Source organism: Pseudoalteromonas sp. SWYJZ12 (genome assembly GCF_015864395.1).
GTDB classification, from domain to species: Bacteria; Pseudomonadota; Gammaproteobacteria; order Enterobacterales; family Alteromonadaceae; genus Pseudoalteromonas; species Pseudoalteromonas arctica.
Window position 1 is genome coordinate 252,571 of sequence record NZ_JADYXH010000002.1, and the last position, 19,569, is coordinate 272,139.

The following is a 19,569-nucleotide window of genomic DNA, read 5'->3' on the forward strand; positions in this document are numbered from 1 at the left end:
ACAGACTCATGCGGTTATCTCTAACTCAATCAGCAGCAAGTATTTTATATTTAGGCTTTATTCAGTTTTTTGTTGTTGTAGTAATTTTGGGTGGGTTGGAGAGTATTTTACTTGAAGCACCTCTGATGCCTATAATTTCTATTAGTACCGCTTTAATATCGCTAGTTTTAGGCTCAATCTTAACTTTATTATTTAATTTTAAATTTACAAATAAAGTTAAATATGTGACTCCTGTATTAGGCATTCTAGGGTGTGCTTTTTTCTTAAATTTTCAATTGAGCTTATGGGGAGTCGTTGACGAAAAGTTTTTTTTAATTAGTGATAATCCATTTATTACTGCTTTAAATGCCGTTATGGTTTTTTCTTTTTTCTCAGCGCTCATTATTAAAATTTTATGTTCTGCAACGATAACTAAAGGGGCTAAGTTTACCAAAGCAGTCATGTTTTTAGTTATCTTTACGGGTGTGTCTTTATGGTACGCTAGTGCAGTAAAAACAGTGAGTAGTGAAGAAGAAAAAGCACGAGAAAAAATAAGCTTAGTGGGGACAATGCTTAATAAAAACCTTGATGAGCATAAAAAGTCATTATCTCGGATTAAGTCGAGATTAGAAAAAGTGAGTCATGATAATTTTTTAAAGCTTGCCGCTGTTGATATGAAAAATTATGCGAGGGATTATAAAATCATCAAAGGGATGCTTATTCTTGATGAAAATCTTACGTTAGTTGAAGGTGACATATTTTCTAAGCAATTTATTTCCAGTGGATTTCTATCAAGTGATTCTGTAGTGAACTGGTTAAATACAACTACGGATGAAGTTAGATTTGCAGCTAATTCATTAACGTTGAAAACGAGTACGCCGACTATTATGTTTTCGATACCTATAAATTCAGTTACTGGCAGTAAGTATCAAGTTTTAGCTTTACTAGACATGAATTTATTAATTGAGAACAGATACATAGATTATCTAAATACGTTTGATGTATTTATTGAATTGACGCCTCAAGTTTACTTTTCTGTTAATGCTAAAAAGCAAAACGTATACGATTTAAATATACTATTGAGTTTATACAGTGACTATATTGTAGAAAAAGTCGATGTAATGGGCATTTTAAAGCACAATATATATAGTTTTATTAATAACTACTCTGCATTAAAAGAAAGGGCAAAAGTCGAACAAATTATAATTTGGCTTACTTTCATCTTTATTTATATTTTTATACTCGCTTCAGACTCTTCATACCTACTAAAACAACAATCAAAAAAGCTGTTTAAAATGGCTAAATATGATGAGTTAACAGGGCTAATTCGCCGAGATGCGCTAGATGATGAAATAAACGCTAAACAGTCTAAGCAGGTTAAAGCGTTAAACTCACCGTGTGCAATGGTTTTTATAAACCTAGATGGCTTTAGTTCTATAAATAATAGTTTAGGGCATGCCATAGGCGATAAAGTTCTTAAGTTAGTTGCAAGAAGACTTAAAAATAACGCGCTGACAGCCGACTCAATAGCACGCTTTGGTAATGATGAGTTTATTCTTTATTACAGTAATATAAGTAAAGATAAACTAAGAGAAGAAATATCAGTATTAATAAGCTCTTTAGCAAACGTTTATTATTTAGAGGACGTTGATATTTATCTTACAGCTAGCGCTGGTATATCGATGTCTAAAGAAAGAGTAGGAAATTCAAAAGTACTATTACAGCATGCAGATATTGCTATGGACAGTGCGAAAACCCTTGGAGGGAATCAGCTTTGTTTTTATCATAAGCTAATGGATGATAAGCATAAAGAAATAGTCCACATTAGAGGAGAGCTTCAAAAAGCGCTTAAAGATGGTGACTTAGAAGTGTATTACCAACCAATCCATAGTTTATCTGATAACAAAGTGATTAGTGTTGAGAGTTTGGTGCGATGGAAAAGTAATGGTGCGTATATTTCCCCGGCTATTTTTATACCTATAGCAGAGCAAACGGGGCAAATATTAGAAGTTGGCAAACAAGTACTAGCACAGGTACTTAAAGATATGAGTAATACTGCGCAGTTAAAAAATATTACTGTGGCTGTTAATTTTTCACCCCAGCAATTACAGCTGCAAGGGTTTGTTGCAAATATTTGCCAATTAGTCTCTGATAAATGTATAGAGCCACATCGGCTCACCGTTGAAGTGACTGAAACAGTCATGTCAGAAAAAGGGGTTATCGAAGGCGTTCTTAGAAAGCTGATGGCTAAGGGCTTTAACGTTGCGATTGATGACTTTGGCGCTGGATATTCTAGCCTTTCTTACTTGTCGAGGCAGCCTGCTAATATTATAAAAATAGATCGGGAGTTCACGATTGGTGCTGAGCATGAGGGCCAAGAACGCGCTTTATTAGAAGGTATCATCAAGATTTGTACAGAGCTTAAAAAAATAGTGGTCATTGAAGGTGTTGAAAATGCTGAGCTGATCGCCTATTTATCTCAATTCGGCAGTATAAGGGTTCAAGGCTATTATTTTTCCAAACCAATACCTTTAAATAATCTTATTGATTATATTAATAGCCTAAATAAAACAAGTCATCATAAGTAAAACGAGAACAATCAATTATTACCTTACAACATGGATTAACTCGCCAGCTATGGAGTAATAACATAGCCACGAGCGTCTATTTTTTTACGGGGATATCATTTAATAGCTTTATGATAGCGCTGTTATTACCGAGTTTAGCTAAGTCTAACAGGTAGCTTTTTTCTAGCTCTTGCATTGACTGATCTGCTAATAATTCTTTTACCGATTGTTCTTCCCCATTTGCTATTGAAGTTTCTAAGGCTGCAAAGTTTGCAATTGAGTGTTTAATTTCATTAGTCATAATAAGTCCCGTTTGCTGTGTTTTGTTAAAGCTTCGTTTTAAAAAATATTTATATAAAACAATTGTATATTATAAGCTCGCTTTGTTAGTGAGCTATTTTATTACCTAAAAATAGCTCACTTAATTAAGCGAATTGGTATTACAGTATCACCGTACATACTGCAATTTAACTTATTGAATAACAAATAAGTCCATAAAGCTGTTTACTGGCGTATTTTCAAGCTTGGCTTGATCTTTACAAAGGGTAAATATGGTTTGGCATTGTTGGGTTGCAAGGCGTGTTGCTAAATTAGATTTGAATTTAAGCTCTAATAATGGAATGCCTTCCTCACGACGACGGCGATGACCCAAAGGGTACTGAACAACCACTTCTTCTGTTTTACTACCATCGTTAAAGAAAACTTGAATTGCATTGGCAATAGAGCGTTTGTCCGCCTCTAAGTATTCAGCTGTAAAGCGTTTATCTTCTAACACCTCCATTTTGTCGCGTAGTTTATCGATGATAGGGTGCGTGTTGTGAAAGTCGTCCTCATAATGTTCGCTAGTTAAGTTCCCAAATGCCAAGGGAACGGCAATCATATATTGTAAGCAATGGTCGCGGTCAGCTGCGTTGGCAAGCGGTCCTGTTTTAGAAATAATGCGTATGGCTGACTCGTGGGTGCGGATCATTATTTTCTCAATATCGTCTAAACGCGACTTTACTTGAGGGTGCAAAATAACGGAGGCTTCTGCTGCTGTTTGCGCATGAAACTCTGCTGGAAAAGAAATTTTAAACAAAATGTTTTCCATTACATATGAACCGTAACCTTGGGAGAACGAAAACGTGCGCTGCGCTTCAGGCTTTAGTGCTTGGTCTTTATTAGTTTTGGAGAAAGAGACATCATAAAACCCCCATTGCGCAGCTGTTAATGCACTGGGTATACCCATTTCACCGCGCATTGCCATATCAGCTAAATAAACTGCTCTGGAAGTTGCATCGCCCGCAGCCCAAGATTTACGAGACCCAGTGTTTGGCGCATGACGATAAGTACGCAGTGCAGAACCATCAACCCATGCTTGAGATATGGCTGCCATTATTTGCTCTCTACTGCCCCCCATCATTTTTGTGACAACAGCCGTTGAGGCTACACGCACCAATAATACATGGCATAAGCCAACACGATTAAAAGAATTTTCTAATGCGATAACGCCTTGAATTTCATGCGCCATAATCATGGCTTCAAGTACGTCTCGCATAGTCAGGGGAGGCTGTGAATTTGCGATTCTGACTTGAGACAAGTGATCGGCTACAGCTAAAATAGCACCTAAGTTATCAGAAGGGTGCCCCCATTCAGCAGCTAACCACGTATCGTTGTAATCGAGCCAGCGGATGGTACAACCAATGTCCCACGCTGCTTTAACAGGGTCGAGTATGAGCGAGGTCCCAGGTACTCGTGCGCCATTAGGAACAATGGTCCCTTTGACAATTGGACCAAGAAGTTTGGTACATTGTGAAAACTTTAAAGCGAGCAGTCCACAGCCTAAGGTATCCATTAAACAATTACGTGCAGTGTTTAGTGCTTCTGCGCTTGATACTTCAAACGTTAATACATAATCAGCGATATCCTGGATAACACTGTCGTAATCTGGGCGAGTGTTATTATCTGTATTACTACTCATTTTGTATCCTTAATTCGTTTGTTTATATTTTACTTGGTTTCAATTTATTAGAAGTCACCGAGTAAACGCTTAGGTGAACTTCATGCTTTTGCTTATCGTTTTCAAGTGGAATATAAGTTGATTCAAGCGCTATACCGTCAAGTATTAGCTCACTTTTATTATGTTTTTTATCCCCTATAATTTGCTCAATTGTAATATGGTAATAGGTGCTCTCGAAGCGATAGTCGATTGAGTAGGTGCTCCAATCCTCTGGAATACACGGTGAAATGGTTAGCTTATTTCCTGTTCGTGTTACACCTAATAAAGATTCTATTATTAGTCGGTATAACCAACCCGCAGATCCGGTATACCACGTCCAACCGCCTCGTCCAATATGCGGAGCAACGGCATAAACATCGGCGGCTACGACATAAGGTTCGCCTTTATAGGTTTCAACTTGTTCGGCGTTTTTAGCATGATTTAATGGATTGATTATATTCATCAATTCCCAGGCTCTTTTTTTGTCGCCTTGTTGAGCAAATGCCATGCTTGCCCAAATAGCGGCATGCGTATACTGCCCGCCATTTTCGCGCACGCCCGGGACGTAACCTTTTATATAACCAGGGTTCATTTTTGATTTATCAAAAGGCGGATTGAGTAATTGGATTAATTTATCATCGCTATTGACCAAATGCTGATACAAAGACGACATTGCTTGCGTAGAGCGCTCATTATTAGCTGCACCAGAGAGCACTGACCAACTTTGCGCTATTGAGTCAATAGTGCACTCTGGGCTTTGTGATGAGCCCAGCGCGGTTCCGTCGTCAAACCATGCGCGACGATACCAAGCTCCGTCCCATGCGTGTTTAGCTAGGTTACCTTGTAGTTTTTGTGCTTCATTGTCACAACGAGTAGCAAACTCTATATCGCCATGTAATGCAGCAATAGGTGAAAATTCTTGTAGTATTTTATATAAAAAGAACCCCAGCCAAACGCTTTCGCCTTTGCCGTGTATTCCAACAAGGCTCATACCGTCATTCCAATCTCCTGAGCCCATTAACGGTAAACCTTTTTCTCCAAAGTGTAAACCATGCTCAATTGCCAACACGCAATGCTGATAAAGGCTCGACCTTGCTGCGCTCACAGAAGGTAAGTCGTAATAGGATTCTTCGTCGTCTTTAAGGGGGCGACCTTCAATAAAGGGCATTAGCTCATCTAAAATAGTTATGTCATCAGTGCCTTTTATGTAACGACACGTAGCTAATGGTAGCCATAAATAATCGTCTGAACAGCGTGTTCTTACACCGCGCCCTGATGGTGGATGCCACCAATGTTGCACATCACCTTCGCTATACTGACGTGTGGCGCAGTACAGTATGTGATCCCTTAGTAATGCAGGCGAAGCATGTATTAATGCCATGGCATCTTGTAACTGATCGCGAAAGCCAAACGCGCCACCACTTTGATAAAACCCACTGCGAGCCCAAAATCGACATGCTAAAGTTTGGTACACAAGCCAGCCATTTGCTAATACATTCAATGCAGGGTCGGGGGTATTAACCTGCACACTGCCGAGTGTTTGCTGCCAAAAATCAGTAACTTTTTCGAGTGCAATGCGTGCTGTACCGGGTTTTCTGAGTTTTAAAGCAAGCGTACTTGCTTGCTCTTTATTTTGCGCAGCACCGAGCCTAAAAATAATTGTGCGCTCTTGTTCACTTTGCAGTTCAAAAGGGACTTGAATTGCACCGCACGGATCGAGTGCCGCTCCTAAGTTGCCAGATAAATGAGTACGAGTCATTGCCTGGGGGTCGTGTAATGTTTTATTGCGACCAATAAACTCGCTACGGTCTCCTGTTAGTGTTCGTGACATATCATCAACGTCAAAAAAAGCAACTCTGCCACCAAACTCTGAGTTATAGGCATTAGAGGCAACCAATGCACCGCTCTTAGCATCAATTTCTGTAACAAGGTGTAGCGCTGTTTTAGAACGAAGATCGCCAAGTACCCATTCAACATAACCTGTTGCACTTAGGCGCCTGGTAGTTAATGAGTTGTTTTTAATTTTTAATACCGAGTATTTTACGGCGTCGAGTGTATCTACATACACACAAAGAGAGGATTCGATGCCGGTTTCACTGTGCTCAAATGTACTATAACCAAAGCCATGGCGGGTTATATAGGGATTAGCCCCACGTTTTGGCATCGCGCAAGGTGACCAAAATTTACCTGTATCTTCATCACGTAAATAAAATGCTTCGCCACCAGATGAGCCTGTAGTGTCTGCACTCCACGGCGTTAAACGAAACTCATGGGCGTTTTCGCTCCACGTATAAGCAAAACCATTTTCGTCAATAACGCTGCCAAAATGTGCGTTTGCTAGCACATTAACCCAAGGCAGAGGGGTTTTATTCGCTTCGGTGGTGGTAATAATATATTCGCGACCATCTTCACTAAACCCACCCAGTCCATTATTTAAAAGTAAGTTTTCTTGAGTATTGCCAAGCGCTTGATTGATTTTGGGATGTAATGCTTGAGTTGGGATTAGTCCCTTTACGTTTTTCTCTACAAGCGTTCGACGGTTTACTTGCTCTGCCAATGTGCCACTTTGATCAATAATAATCCGCGAAACTGCTTGTAACAGTATGCGGTCTTCATTCGAGATTTGTTCTGCTGAGCGAACGAATATCCCGCCAGGGCGATCAATATAATGAGACTCAGTACCCGTTGCGATTAGCCCCATAATTTGGTCTTGCAAACCTTGTCGGTAACCAACTTGCTCTTCATTCCAAATGACTAAATCAGCGACAAGCCCTTTTAAGCGCCAATATGCATGGCATTGAATAAGTTGGCGGGCAATTTCAATATTATTACCGCTGGCTACTTTTAATAATATGATAGGTAAGTCGCCAGAAATTGAGTAGCCCCATAGTCCAGATTGTCCTCGACGATTTTGTATTAATACAGATGCGTTAGCCCGAAGAGTTGCATTGGCATACAAAATATACCCAGCCAACTGCCGGTATAGTTGAGCATCTGCTTCATTGGCGTTAATTTGGCGTAAGGTCACATCGCTATGAGTCCATGCTAAATCAAGTGCTCGATCGGTAATGTGATGATCTTGATATTTAGCAATTAACGCAAGGCAAGCCTGTCTACTTTGTGCCATACCCGTTATTACATCGAGTGTTACTACACTGCCAGCAAGTAAAGCCACAGGAGCACGAATAGCAACAATAGGATCAAGCACTGACCCTTGTTTAGCGTCAAGTTCGCCCATTTCTAGCATTGCTTGTGGTGAAACCAAAGAGCGACCTCTACCAATAAATTGCATGCGATCAGTTGTACAAGACAGGGTTCCGACTTTTGTTGTACTGCTATTGACGCGTGTTGAAAGTAAATGAAACATCCAAGGTGTTTTTTCATCAGCAGAGCGTGCACGACGAGTGCATAAAATGGCATTGCCACTTGGAAGTATTTCAGTTTGTACAAACAAATTACTAAATGACGGTTGCATAAGGTCGGCTGCAGGGTTTGCCATTACAACTTCTGCATAAGTGGTTATATCAATTGTACGGGTATCGGGTGAGTGATTACTTAAGCGTATACGACGAAGTTCAATATCGTCCTCCGGAGAGACAACGATTTCAGTGTAAGTTTCTATATGCTGATCGCTTCGGCGAAACTCAGCGCGACCTTCAGAAAATGATGCGCTATACGACTGGGCTGGTTTTAGCGTTGGCTGGTGGGCTGCCGACCAAAAGTCGCCTGTGGCTGTGTCTCTAACGTAGACAAATGTTCCCCAATTGTCGCAAGTAGGATCCTCACGCCACCGTGTAACGGCTAAGTCGGTCCAGCGGCTGTAGCCACCTCCTGCATTTGTAAGCATTACATGGTAACGACCATTTGAAAGTAGCTGTACTTGGGGTGTTGGGGTAATGGCTGGAATAGGTGGATTAACCTTTATTTTTGCATGTTCAAATAACGCTCCGCTCTCTGCGTATTGGTCTATATGAGGTTGGAATATAGATGTTTTAGGCACGCGCTCTTGTAGTAATAGCAAAGCTGATTGCAGTAAAGGGTCTGATTCAAAGCGTTTTTGCATAGGCTGGTCAAGTAAATGATATGCCAATGCAAGTAAGCTCATACCTTGATGGTGAGCCATAAAGGAGCGAATGACTGCGCTTTTTTGATCTCTGGATAAACGGGCAGGGGTGTAATCTATTGCCTCATACAATCCGTAATGTCCCTCAAGTCCACTATCAGCTAACAGTTGAAGATTTTCGCACGCTGCTTGTGGGTTAACCATTAATGCCAATGCAGACGCGTAGGGAGCGATGACGAGGTCTTCTGATAAGCCTCGTTTTAGCCCTAAACCCGGTACGCCAAAGGCATGATATTGAAAATTAAGAGAAGCATCTACCGTATTGTATGCCGACTCAGATATGCCCCACGGTACGTTTTGTCTTTTTCCATAATCAATTTGTCGGGTAACCGCTGCACGGCAAGTTTGTTCGAGCAATGTACCGTCGTAGCTAGGCATAACTAACATGGGCATAAGATACTCAAACATAGAGCCACTCCACGACACCAGCACCGGCTCGGCGCCAGCGCTGGTTAGTAGGCGACTTAGAGCGAACCAGGTTTGCTGTGGCAATTTACCTTGTGCTATAGCAATAAAACTGGCTAAACGAGCTTCAGATGCCAGTAAATCGTAAAAACTGGTGTCACGTCGATGCTCATCTACGTTATAACCAATAGCCAATAAATGGCGAGACTCATCATATAAAAATGCATATTCCATTTGTGCAAATTCAATCGCTCTGTTGGCTAATTTGTCACATTGCGAAATGCAATCTTTGGCAAGCTGTGTACTGGCTAAAGTATGAATACGTAATGAAGAAAGCCACTGAGTTTCGTCGGATGGTAATACCGATGATAAAAGCGCATCAATTGCGTTAATAGTGTCGGGGCAACGTTTAACTAATTGCTGCATTGTCAAAATATTAGAATCAAGAAATTGCAGTTTTAAGCTAACTGGCGGATTAGTTAGTTTGAGCCATGGCGAAAATAAATAGAGTTCGTTTAGGGTACGCTGGCATTGCCTGTGTAAGTCTTGAGTCCATACTTTATGCTCTTTCGACTTTGTATCTAAATCATTAGCAGCGTCTTGCTTTATATTCTCTAACAATATTCGCGCATTATTATTGAGTGTAATTAAGTGCTGTTCAACGTCATATAGATTTGTAGGCGCAGTGATACGAACAGCGTTAAGTATTGAGTTCATGGCATTAATAGCGGTATCGATAATATTGTTTTTATTTTGCTCTGAGTCTAATTGCAATGTTTTAAACAAGTTTGCCACAATGGCCAAAGTGATACTTATGCCTTCAAACATTTGTGGGTGAACAATAGGTTTAGAAGGGAGTTCTTTTAATGCTATTTGTAAAGTTAAAAGGTGACCGGCTAAGTTACCGCTATCTACTGATGAAATATAGCGCGGTGGCAAAGGTTGCAATGTTTGTGTGTCGTACCAGTTATAAAAATGCCCTTCGTGACGCTCGAGTTTATCGAGGGTATTAAAGCAATCTTGCGTGCGTTGAATTAAATCACTTTGTACAATAAAACCAAAATCATAGGCACTAACGTTAGCCAGTAAAGACAGACCAATATTAGTAGGCGATGTACGGTGCGCAATAACAGGACCGGCTTCCTCTTGATAGTTATCGGGAATTAACCAATGATCGTCTGCAGTGTTAAAGTGGTCGAAAAAAGCCCATGTTTTACGGGCAATAGTTTGTAAAAATAATTGTTGCTTGTCGCTCAGTGGCGCTAAATTATCGAGTTTAGGCTCACTAAACCACCATGTTATAACCGGTGATAAAAGCCATAATAAAAGTAGAGGAAATACAGCTAATATATTTGTAAAAGTTAAGTGTAAAGGGGCAAAGTAAAGTAGCGAAGCGATTAAAGTAATCGCAATAAATGGCGCAGTCCACATAGTGTAATAACTATTTATTAAGGCATTTACTACATAATTAGATTTATGATCTGTGACATGCCACTCTAATAAACGACGTTGAGTAAACAGCATTCGACCCGCACTACGTAATATTGCGGTTAAGTTAAACACAGCCTCAAAAGGTAAACATGCTAAACGAAAACCGATTTGAATAAGCTGACGAACAAAGCACTGTAAAACATCATGCAAATGGTGGGACATCAGCATTTCTGCGGGTTTGCGCATCGACGAAATTAGCGCGCTCAGCAATGGCGGTAATAAATAAATAGCACTTATGGCAAGGGTCCATTTCAATGGATTAGCTGCTGTAAACCAACCTACCGTAAGTAATAAAAAGATTGCGAGTGGTTCGACACTTCGACGTAAATTATCAAGAATTTTCCAACGTGATAAAGGTGACAAAGGATTTTGACATTTATCGCTTCGAGTGTTTAAAACACGAGGAAGTAACCAGCGCACAATTTGCCAATCTCCTCTGATCCAGCGCTCACGCCGACACATATCAGTGTTGTAACGTGTAGGGTATTCTTCGTACAAGTGCACATCACTAATCAACCCCGAGCGAGCATAGCAACCTTCGAGTAAATCATGGCTGAGTATTTGGTTTTGTGGTAAACGGTTACCAAGTGTTTGTTCAAATGCATCTATATCGTATATACCTTTACCGATAAATGAGCCTTGTGAAAAGAGGTCTTGGTATACATCGGATATTGAACGCGTATATGGGTCGATACCCGGTTCTTCACCAAATAATTGCGAGTAACGAGAAGGGTTATGTCCCGATAGACTTGCTGCCATACGTGGTTGTAAAATGCCGTAGCCGCCTACAATACATTGTCTTTTTTCATCAAATCTTGGTTGATTTAAAGGGTGCGCCATGGTCGCAACTAACTGACGGGCACAATCTCGTGGAAGTTGTGTATCGGTATCTAAAGTAATGACATATTTAACTTTTTGTATAGCGTTAATATCACCGACGATAAGTTCAAATGCATGTTCTATTGGGTTTCGAAGTAGTGCGTTTAGATCTGATAATTTTCCGCGTTTACGTTCAAACCCCATCCAAATTTGCTCTTTTGGATTCCAGGTTCGTGGGCGATGCAGTAAAAAAAAGCGACTTTCTTGCTGTAAAAGAGAAGGCTCTGCATATTTGGCATTAAGGTTTTCTATACCAAGGCGTACTTGCGATAGCAACGCTTCGTCTGTGGGGAGTGTTTGTTGCTCTGCATCAGTAAAGTCGGTCAGTAGAGCAAAGTGTATATGTTGATCGCGATTACCTAAAAATCTAACTTCGAGTACTTCTAATAACTGCTCAATACCTATAGAGCTGGTAAGCATTGTAGGGATTACTACGAATGTTTTATTTTGCGCTGGCAACCCTTTTGAATAGTCCATTCTGGGTAATCGTTGTGGGTCGACTAGCAAGGTAACTATCCAGTTTACGAGTGCTGAGGCTAATTGACTTGCTCCGAATAAAGTTAAAATTATTAAAAGAATAAACTGCCAGTGAGGTATGTTATCAGGAACGACCATAGCCATAAAAGAGGCACTAATTAGGGTTGTTAAGGATATAATTGCTCCTAAATAAAGTATTAATGTTATACGCTTGGCTTGCGAAAATAACGTTTTCAAAATAGACGTTTTTACTGTTATGAGCTGCTTTAATTGCGTAATACCTTTATCAATTAAATAGTAGCCTACATGGTTAGGCGCAAGCGTTGTGGTTGATACTGTTTGGGCTTGAGCAGCCTGCTGGGCTAATTTTATTGCTTTTTTAGCTATATCGACTTCTGACAATGAGCTTCGCTTAGCGAGTTGATCTATGATTTTTCTGTAACTATCTCGCGTGATAAAGTCCATATAACCATACACACCCTCTATATCTTGGCGCAAAATGTGTTCTACAGCGCTATGATCTTCTACAAAATCCGCCCAGTTCATCGCGGTCAACCAGCGTAAGCTACTAATGTTATTGCTAATTGAGACTTGATCAGCGGCTTGTTGCTGATTCTCTTTTTGTACTAGTTGCTCTATGGTTAAACTCGAATCAGCTAGTTGTTGTTCAATCCAAGTAAGGGGAAGTGCTAATGCCGAACCATGCCCTTGTAATAAACGAGTTAGCTCTGCTACAAAAGCGCTTTCCATAGGAGGCTTTGAGCGTGCCATGTCGGCAATAACTAAAATTAAACTATTAGGGTCTTGCTCAGCAATTTCTAACATTTGATTAGCCCACTGTTGGGCTAGATTTAGGTGCTGGCGTGCGATTATGATACGTGTACTTACGCGTTGTAGGTTTTCAATTAAGGCTAACCTTAGCATAATTGGAATGGCCCAGAGTTCACCAAGGTTAAGCGTTGTTACTGTTTGATACGCGGCTAAAAATTGCGCTAGAATTTCGCTATCTACACGCCCGTCGCCATGGGAAATTACATTTAACGCAATATCATAAACTCGGGGCATACCTAAAGAGGCACCTTGCTCTAAACGTGGCAGTTCCTGACTATAGTGCTTAGGTAAATGAAGCCGAGCGGTACGAATTTGCTCTTCAATAAGATAAAAATTATCGAGTAACCACTCACCAGAGGGCACTATAGGCTGCTTTGCTTTAACGGCAATGGTTAATAAACTATTGGCTTTAATCAGTACTTTTTCGTTTTCGTCTAGGCGCTCAAGTAGCTGATCTTGAGTGTTTTTAGCATCTAAAATATGACTTTTTGCTAGTGATTTTGCATGTTTTTCCATTTGTTCAGCACTTAAGAGCTCTGATCGAATGGGGATTTGTTCTTTTTGGGGAGCTGATTTAAGCCAAGGGAAAAATGGCGAAAGGATGTTGATAAGCTTATTTTTATTCATCGTGGTAAATACTTGAGACTAAACGTCGTAGTGAAGATATTGACGGTTAAATTTATCACTGGATTTAAAAAAAGATGTTTTAAATTATTTTGGTTATTAGAGGTGAGCAAGTAATCATTAAAAATATTCATAAAGTTTATCTTATTGTTGAATACATACATCAACATATAACAAGCTTCGTTAAGGGTCGGTTCGTCAACACACATAGTCTAATAGTAGAGTTCTATTTTGTGTTTTATAACAGTGAGTTGTCGCCATTTTATGGTGTGGATTATCTTTAAATTTCATCAACCATTATGCATATATATCAACTAAAGGCAGATAAATTTAGACTATGTGTGTTAGCGTACATATTCGCCTTGTTATATTGAGTATCTTATTATTTCAGTGAAGTACAGCTGGGAGTGTCGGCTTATATTTAAAGTGAATAAACGTATATAAAATAATTAAAGGCACCTTAAAATTCTTTAATAAAAATAGAACAATTTTTATTATCAAAAAGCAACGACCTTTCATTTCTAGCGCCTAATAACTGTATAAACAAATCCGAGTTTATTATTAAAATATCCTGACTTACATACTTTCAAAGCCATTACTTTTAGGTTTTATTAGTTATAAGTTGGGCATATAAAAAGGAAATTCACATTAGATGGGTCAATTGAAGAACAAACTGCTTAATGCTTTATCTACTGACGCACAACACCGCATGTTTCCGCTTTTAAAGCGAGTCAATTTATCCCTTGGAGAAGTTATTTATGAAACAAGTGAAAAGCTCGATTACGTTTATTTTCCAATAGATAGTATTGTTTCATTATTGTATGTGATGATTGATGGCTCATCTGCTGAAATATCAGTTATCGGTAATGAAGGGGTGGTAGGTATAGCTGTATTTATGGGGGGAGAAAGCACTCCTAACCGGGCTATTGTGCAAAGTGCTGGTACTGCTTATCGCTTACCCGCTTGTGAATTACGCAGGCAATTTAATAGCGAGCCTGATATGCGTATGCTCATGTTACGTTACACGCAATCATTAATTACCCAAACAGCGCAAACCGCAGTTTGTAATCGTCATCATAGTATAGTGCAACAACTAAGCCGCTGGCTTTTACTATCGATTGACCGTTTACCGAGTAACAATTTAATAATGACTCAAGAGCTAATAGCAAATATGTTAGGCGTAAGACGTGAGGGAGTAACTGAGGCCGCTGGTAAACTACAAAAGCTGGGTATTATCACTTATAAACGTGGTCATATTAGTGTGATAGACCGACCTCAATTAGAGTCTCAGTCTTGCGAGTGCTATGAGGTTGTAAAAAGAGAAACAGACAGGTTGGAGTCTTATATGGAAAAAAAACCTAACGTTAGAAAACTATCCATTATCAGTTAATATATTTTGGTATCTAATAAGTTTATTTACATAAAAATGAAATCCGGTAATAGCTTCAAAACAGCCCAGCAAGTTGCTCATTGAGCCTGGGCTTTAAAATTTGTGTATGTTCTGCTGTTAGTGGGCTTTTTACATTTAACCTACTTTGGTAGTTGTCCGTCTACTTCCTTTTCAGCCTCAAGCCAATCATTTAAGTGATTGTCACCGGTAAAGTCACGATCACTCGCTAATGAGTAAGCTTTAGCTTCAATCATGTCATGTCGGCTGAGACCTTCTTTATTCAAATTAGGTTTAGTTTTTGATACTGAATTACTTGAGATGTTATTACTCATGTGATTATTCCTAAAATATTACTCGATAAAATAAAAAACTTAATACCAAATTAAAACATTGAGTGTAGTTACATTATTCTCAATCTTAAGTGGAATGTAAGCTCGATTTATCATAGTAATACCAATGTGCAATAATACTTGATCAATTTGAGGGCATAAACCTGACGCTAACTGTGTTAAAAATTTCTGATAAAGAACAACTAAATAACGAAATTTTTGCCTTGTTATCGACACGGTTTTCTTACCTCAAAATAGCTTACTTAATTAAGCAAATTGGTATAAAAGCAGTACTACGTATAGCTTAAAAGACTATTCTACAATTTGTATGACCGCTTTATCCTAATGGCTTTGCAATTTTGAGTCTGTGCCACAGCGAACATAAATCACCCATTATCTGTATTTATAGTAATTTTGAGAAGGTAACGAGCGTTGAATATATGAGCTTTAATAATCATTGTTTGGCGCGATACCGTACAGAGTCAATATTAATAAACTCATATAATAAAATATAAAGTACTTAAATTATTTTAAGGACAGCGCGTGCAAACAGTTCCCGATATCGTATTTTTACTAGATGTTGATAATACATTGCTCGATAGCGATACTATTTTAAGCCATTTGAAAGATTTTTTAGAAGGTGAATTTGGTTGTGAAAATAGTGACCATTACTGGTCTATTTTTGAAAAACTTCGTAAAGAACTCGGTTATGCCGACTATTTGGGCGCACTACAGTGTTATCGAATGGAACATTCTGATGATCCGAGACTGCATCTGATTTCTTCTTTTTTAATTAATTATCCATATAAAGAAAGGCTTTACCCTAACGCACTTGCTGTGATTGAACATTTACAACAATTTGGCCCCACCGTTATTTTGTCTGATGGCGATATTGTATTACAACCACTTAAAATTTTACGCTCCGGTTTATGGGATGCAGTGGAGGGAAGGGTGTTGATATATGTTCACAAAGAGCAAATGCTTGCAGCAATAAAAGAGCAGTACCCCGCTAAACATTATGTAATGGTAGATGATAAGTTACGTATTTTAGCTGCTATGAAAGCGCAGTGGAAAAATGATTTAACAACTATATTTCCACGTCAAGGACATTATGCCCACGATATTAAGCAGCTACTTACCTATCGAAAGGCGGATACGAGTATTGATAGTATAAGTGATTTACTCAACTACGGTTTTTCTTATAAAGTGGATTTAATTGAATACAATTTAAATTCAAATAAAAAATTGTTTTATATTGATGTGTATTGATGTGTATTGCTCTTATCTTATTTGAATTTTACCTGGGTTTTACAAATAGCATTTTGAGGAAACGTTTTTAAGTATAAAAGCAAATATCGTCCTTGAATATTTGCTTGGTAAGAGTGTTATAAAAGGCAGATTAAGACACGCTTGTTTTGGAATTTGTGCCTGTTTTAACTTTGTTTATTTTACTGTTTTAGCAATTTTCTCCCAGTATGCAGCAAGTTCATAGTGATGAAAAACAGCTGCTTCAAAGTCCTGAGTTATCTCTTTATTTGACTCATATACCGGCGCATCTTTTATCGCTTTACGAACTAAATCAGTTGAAATTGAGTTGTCGAGCCATTGCACTTCGTAAATCCATGCTGACGGGATAAGTGCTTGATGTCCTCCCCACCAATTGCTCGTCTCAACAATTAGGTAACGAACCGCCCATGTATTTTCTTCAACTAAAAATCCTGATACATGGCCAATGTCTCCGTCTTTAGCGTGTATGTTATAGCCAATAATAGCTTTGCAACTACGAAGATTAGGATCCCCTTTTTGATCATGCTGACTTTTTATACTTTTATGAATTAGATTTGCGCTGCGGGCACCTTCGACACTATGTTCAAAAATGTCATTGCCAGGATATAAGGAGTAGGGATATATCCCGCTTCCCCAAAAATTAGTACCGATCCAGTAATACGGGTATCCATAGTAGTTTAGGTAATCCATTTCATGTTGTCGTGAAACGGGTTTATTAGTATCAATACCAGGACTATTTTTAACTTGGTCTTTACTGATTAAAACAGGGAAAATCTTTTCATCCCAATTTGGGTTTTGCACCGCAATAGGGGAAATTAAAACTTTGCGACTCGATAGCCACGTGCCTGTTTCTACAACAAAATAACGTATCACCCATGCTAGGTCATCAAACAAAAAATCTTTTTCTTTGCCTACAATACCGTCACTAGCAGCGATTGCACAACCTTCTAAGTCTTTCATACTACGTAACATAATAACGATCCTTTTTAGTGGGTTATTTGCATTTGTAATGCATTATTTTTGCAGTTTTTAACGCGCTTTTGCTTATCAAGTGCTTTCTTCTTATTTAGGGCACGTTTATCTTTTGAGGTTAAACATGCGCAGCCCTTTGGGTTAATTCTAGAGCGTGAGCTGGATGCGGAAGCTTTGCTCGGTTTTTACCGAGCCCGCTAGGTTGCAAACCTTGCGCCGCGATTAAATAGCCCCTAGATAGAACAAATTTCTATCTTAAAAGGTCAACAGACCCTAATGCTTATCTATAAAAAACCATGCTTTTATAAGCTGTAAAGTACAAACGATAAGTAGATTAATATTTCCAGTTTCGGCTTTTGAAAAACAAAGGTCTGTGCGCTGACGAACAAGCAATGTTATTTTTCATTGATTTTTAGGTAACGCTATAACAAGAATAATTAGAACGTGCGAAGTGTATTTTTAAAACTGACATTATATTTGAGTGTTAGCGCACGGACTCTATGCTTATTTTTGAGTAGCGTGGCTTTGTGACTGACTTTTATTCGCGCTGTAAGTGTTGATAATACTCACTTTATTCAGCTAACTTTAAATAAAGTAATCGAGCATATAATGTTAATACATAATAAAAAGAGAAAGTTGGGTGCTCCAGCATTGGGGCTATATAATGTGCGCAAGTCGAGAAAACATAAATATAACACTATTTCTGGGCCGTCACCCAAAGTTGAATACGTTGCTGGTGTTTTAGCGCCAACAAGATCAAACAATGCTGTTATACGTTATATAGATTATTCAGCTAGCCGTATAGAAGCCAAAGAGGTTAGTGATATTGATGAGTTTTTAAAAACTCCTCAACCCGAGTGGGCAACAGTGAGGTGGATCCACGTGAGTAATACAGACTCTTATATTGTTGGTTTACTTCAACATCATTTCGCATTTCATACGCTCACCGCAGAAGATATTTTACATGTACCTCAGCGACCTCGTATCGAATTTTTTGACGATCATTTATTTGTTGTATTAAGCATGTTGAAGCTAGAGACGCATGAGCCCAATAATACAATCCTTGATATTGAGCAAGTTAGCTTACTTTTATATGACAATGTTTTACTGAGTTTTCAAGAAAAACCAGGAGACGTGTGGCAATCCGTTCGCGGTCGTTTGCATACAGAAAATCGTCGTATTCGCAAAAATGGTACTGGTTATTTACTTTATGCATTACTTGATGAACTGGTTGATAAATGTTTTCCGGTACTTGAACAATATGGCGATATCCTTGAGGAACTTGAAGTAACAACACTTGAAAATCCAACTCCCCACGTACTGCATCATATCCATAGTATTAAACGAGAATTGGCATTATTAAGAAGAATTGTTTGGCCTATGCGAGAGGTTATCGACCATTTGTATCGCGAGGAAGGAGGCAGAATAGATGACTCTACGCGCCCTTACCTTAGAGATGTGTATGAGCATAATATTCAAATTGTTGAAATTATTGAGTCATACCGTGAAATGGTAAGCGGTTTAAGTGAGCTATACATGTCAGCTATTTCAAATCGTATGAATGAAATTATGAAAGTGCTTACTATTATATCTTCTGTTTTTATACCGTTAACATTTATAGCTGGAATTTATGGAATGAACTTTAAATACATGCCAGAGCTAAACTGGACTTGGGCATATCCCGTTTTGTGGTGTGTTTTTATTTTGATAACGGCAGCAATGATATTTATTTTTTGGCGTAAAGGTTGGCTTAATAGAAATTAACTTTAATAGAAACAAAATTTAATAGAAACAGCAAGTAAATGCTCAATAAAACAACTACTTATGATTAACAATAATAAATGCGTACGCTAGCGAACAGAACCAATAATATCACTCACTTACACTCATTGTATTAATTGGGGTGTAAGTGTTTTGCGCTCCATATTTTAAGTGGAGATTAAAATGGGTCATGAATTTTGGAGTGAGTGGTACTCAGGTTGGGGTTGGTTTTTATGGTTTGGTATGTGGTTATTGCTCATATCGAGTTTAAGCCATTGGGGTTATAGCTACCGAACCCATAGACGCTATGGGTTAGAGTCTAATAAAACAGCAATTGATATTCTTAATGAAAGATACGCCAGCGGCGATATTGACAAAAAAGAATTCGAGCAAAAAAAACAGGACATAACTACCACTGCGTAGTTAGTGCGCTGGCTAATCCTCGCCATGCTCTTATATAGAGCATGGCTTAAGCA

At 38.8% G+C, this 19,569-nt stretch carries 10 protein-coding genes; 5 read left to right on the top strand and 5 right to left on the bottom strand.

Annotated elements, in window-relative coordinates:
• Positions 1–8: 8 nt before the first annotated feature.
• A complete protein-coding gene (locus tag I6F42_RS03350) occupies positions 9–2,567 on the top strand; it encodes a bifunctional diguanylate cyclase/phosphodiesterase (RefSeq protein ID WP_197150901.1) in 2,559 nt (852 codons plus the stop codon).
• 76 nt (positions 2,568–2,643) lie between these two features.
• On the opposite strand, the gene I6F42_RS03355 is transcribed toward I6F42_RS03350, so the two are convergent.
• The 3 genes from I6F42_RS03355 to I6F42_RS03365 all read right to left on the bottom strand — a co-directional run bounded on the left by I6F42_RS03355 (position 2,644) and on the right by I6F42_RS03365 (position 13,357).
• Positions 2,644–2,847: a hypothetical protein gene (locus tag I6F42_RS03355; RefSeq protein ID WP_024590352.1), complete on the bottom strand. Its 204-nt coding sequence runs from the start codon at positions 2,845–2,847 to the stop codon at positions 2,644–2,646.
• Between the two features lie 171 nt (positions 2,848–3,018).
• Positions 3,019–4,506, bottom strand: a complete 1,488-nt coding sequence (locus tag I6F42_RS03360; RefSeq protein ID WP_197150910.1) for a bifunctional 2-methylcitrate dehydratase/aconitate hydratase — start codon at positions 4,504–4,506, stop codon at positions 3,019–3,021.
• A gap of 22 nt (positions 4,507–4,528) precedes the next feature.
• A complete protein-coding gene (locus I6F42_RS03365) occupies positions 4,529–13,357 on the bottom strand; it encodes a GH36-type glycosyl hydrolase domain-containing protein (protein WP_197150913.1) in 8,829 nt (2,942 codons plus the stop codon).
• A 649-nt stretch (positions 13,358–14,006) separates the two neighbouring features.
• Between I6F42_RS03365 and I6F42_RS03370 the strand changes: the two genes are divergently transcribed.
• Complete coding sequence (locus I6F42_RS03370; protein ID WP_024590349.1) at positions 14,007–14,744, top strand: Crp/Fnr family transcriptional regulator; 738 nt, start codon at positions 14,007–14,009, stop codon at positions 14,742–14,744.
• Positions 14,745–14,884: 140 nt separating this feature from the next.
• On the opposite strand, the gene I6F42_RS03375 is transcribed toward I6F42_RS03370, so the two are convergent.
• Positions 14,885–15,076, bottom strand: a complete 192-nt coding sequence (locus I6F42_RS03375; RefSeq protein WP_024590348.1) for a DUF2934 domain-containing protein — start codon at positions 15,074–15,076, stop codon at positions 14,885–14,887.
• Between the two features lie 540 nt (positions 15,077–15,616).
• Between I6F42_RS03375 and I6F42_RS03380 the strand changes: the two genes are divergently transcribed.
• Entirely contained in the window at positions 15,617–16,342 is a 726-nt protein-coding gene (locus I6F42_RS03380) for an HAD family hydrolase (RefSeq protein WP_024590347.1), read from the top strand.
• A 174-nt stretch (positions 16,343–16,516) separates the two neighbouring features.
• Here the strand turns inward: I6F42_RS03380 and I6F42_RS03385 are convergent, their stop codons facing one another.
• Entirely contained in the window at positions 16,517–17,332 is an 816-nt protein-coding gene (locus I6F42_RS03385) for a PRC-barrel domain-containing protein (RefSeq protein WP_101163438.1), read from the bottom strand.
• A gap of 666 nt (positions 17,333–17,998) precedes the next feature.
• On the opposite strand from I6F42_RS03385, the gene corA reads away from it, so the two are divergent.
• A complete protein-coding gene (gene corA, locus I6F42_RS03390) occupies positions 17,999–19,096 on the top strand; it encodes a magnesium/cobalt transporter CorA (protein ID WP_225305725.1) in 1,098 nt (365 codons plus the stop codon).
• 180 nt (positions 19,097–19,276) lie between these two features.
• Positions 19,277–19,516: an SHOCT domain-containing protein gene (locus I6F42_RS03395; RefSeq protein ID WP_008168384.1), complete on the top strand. Its 240-nt coding sequence runs from the start codon at positions 19,277–19,279 to the stop codon at positions 19,514–19,516.
• Positions 19,517–19,569: the final 53 nt, after the last annotated feature.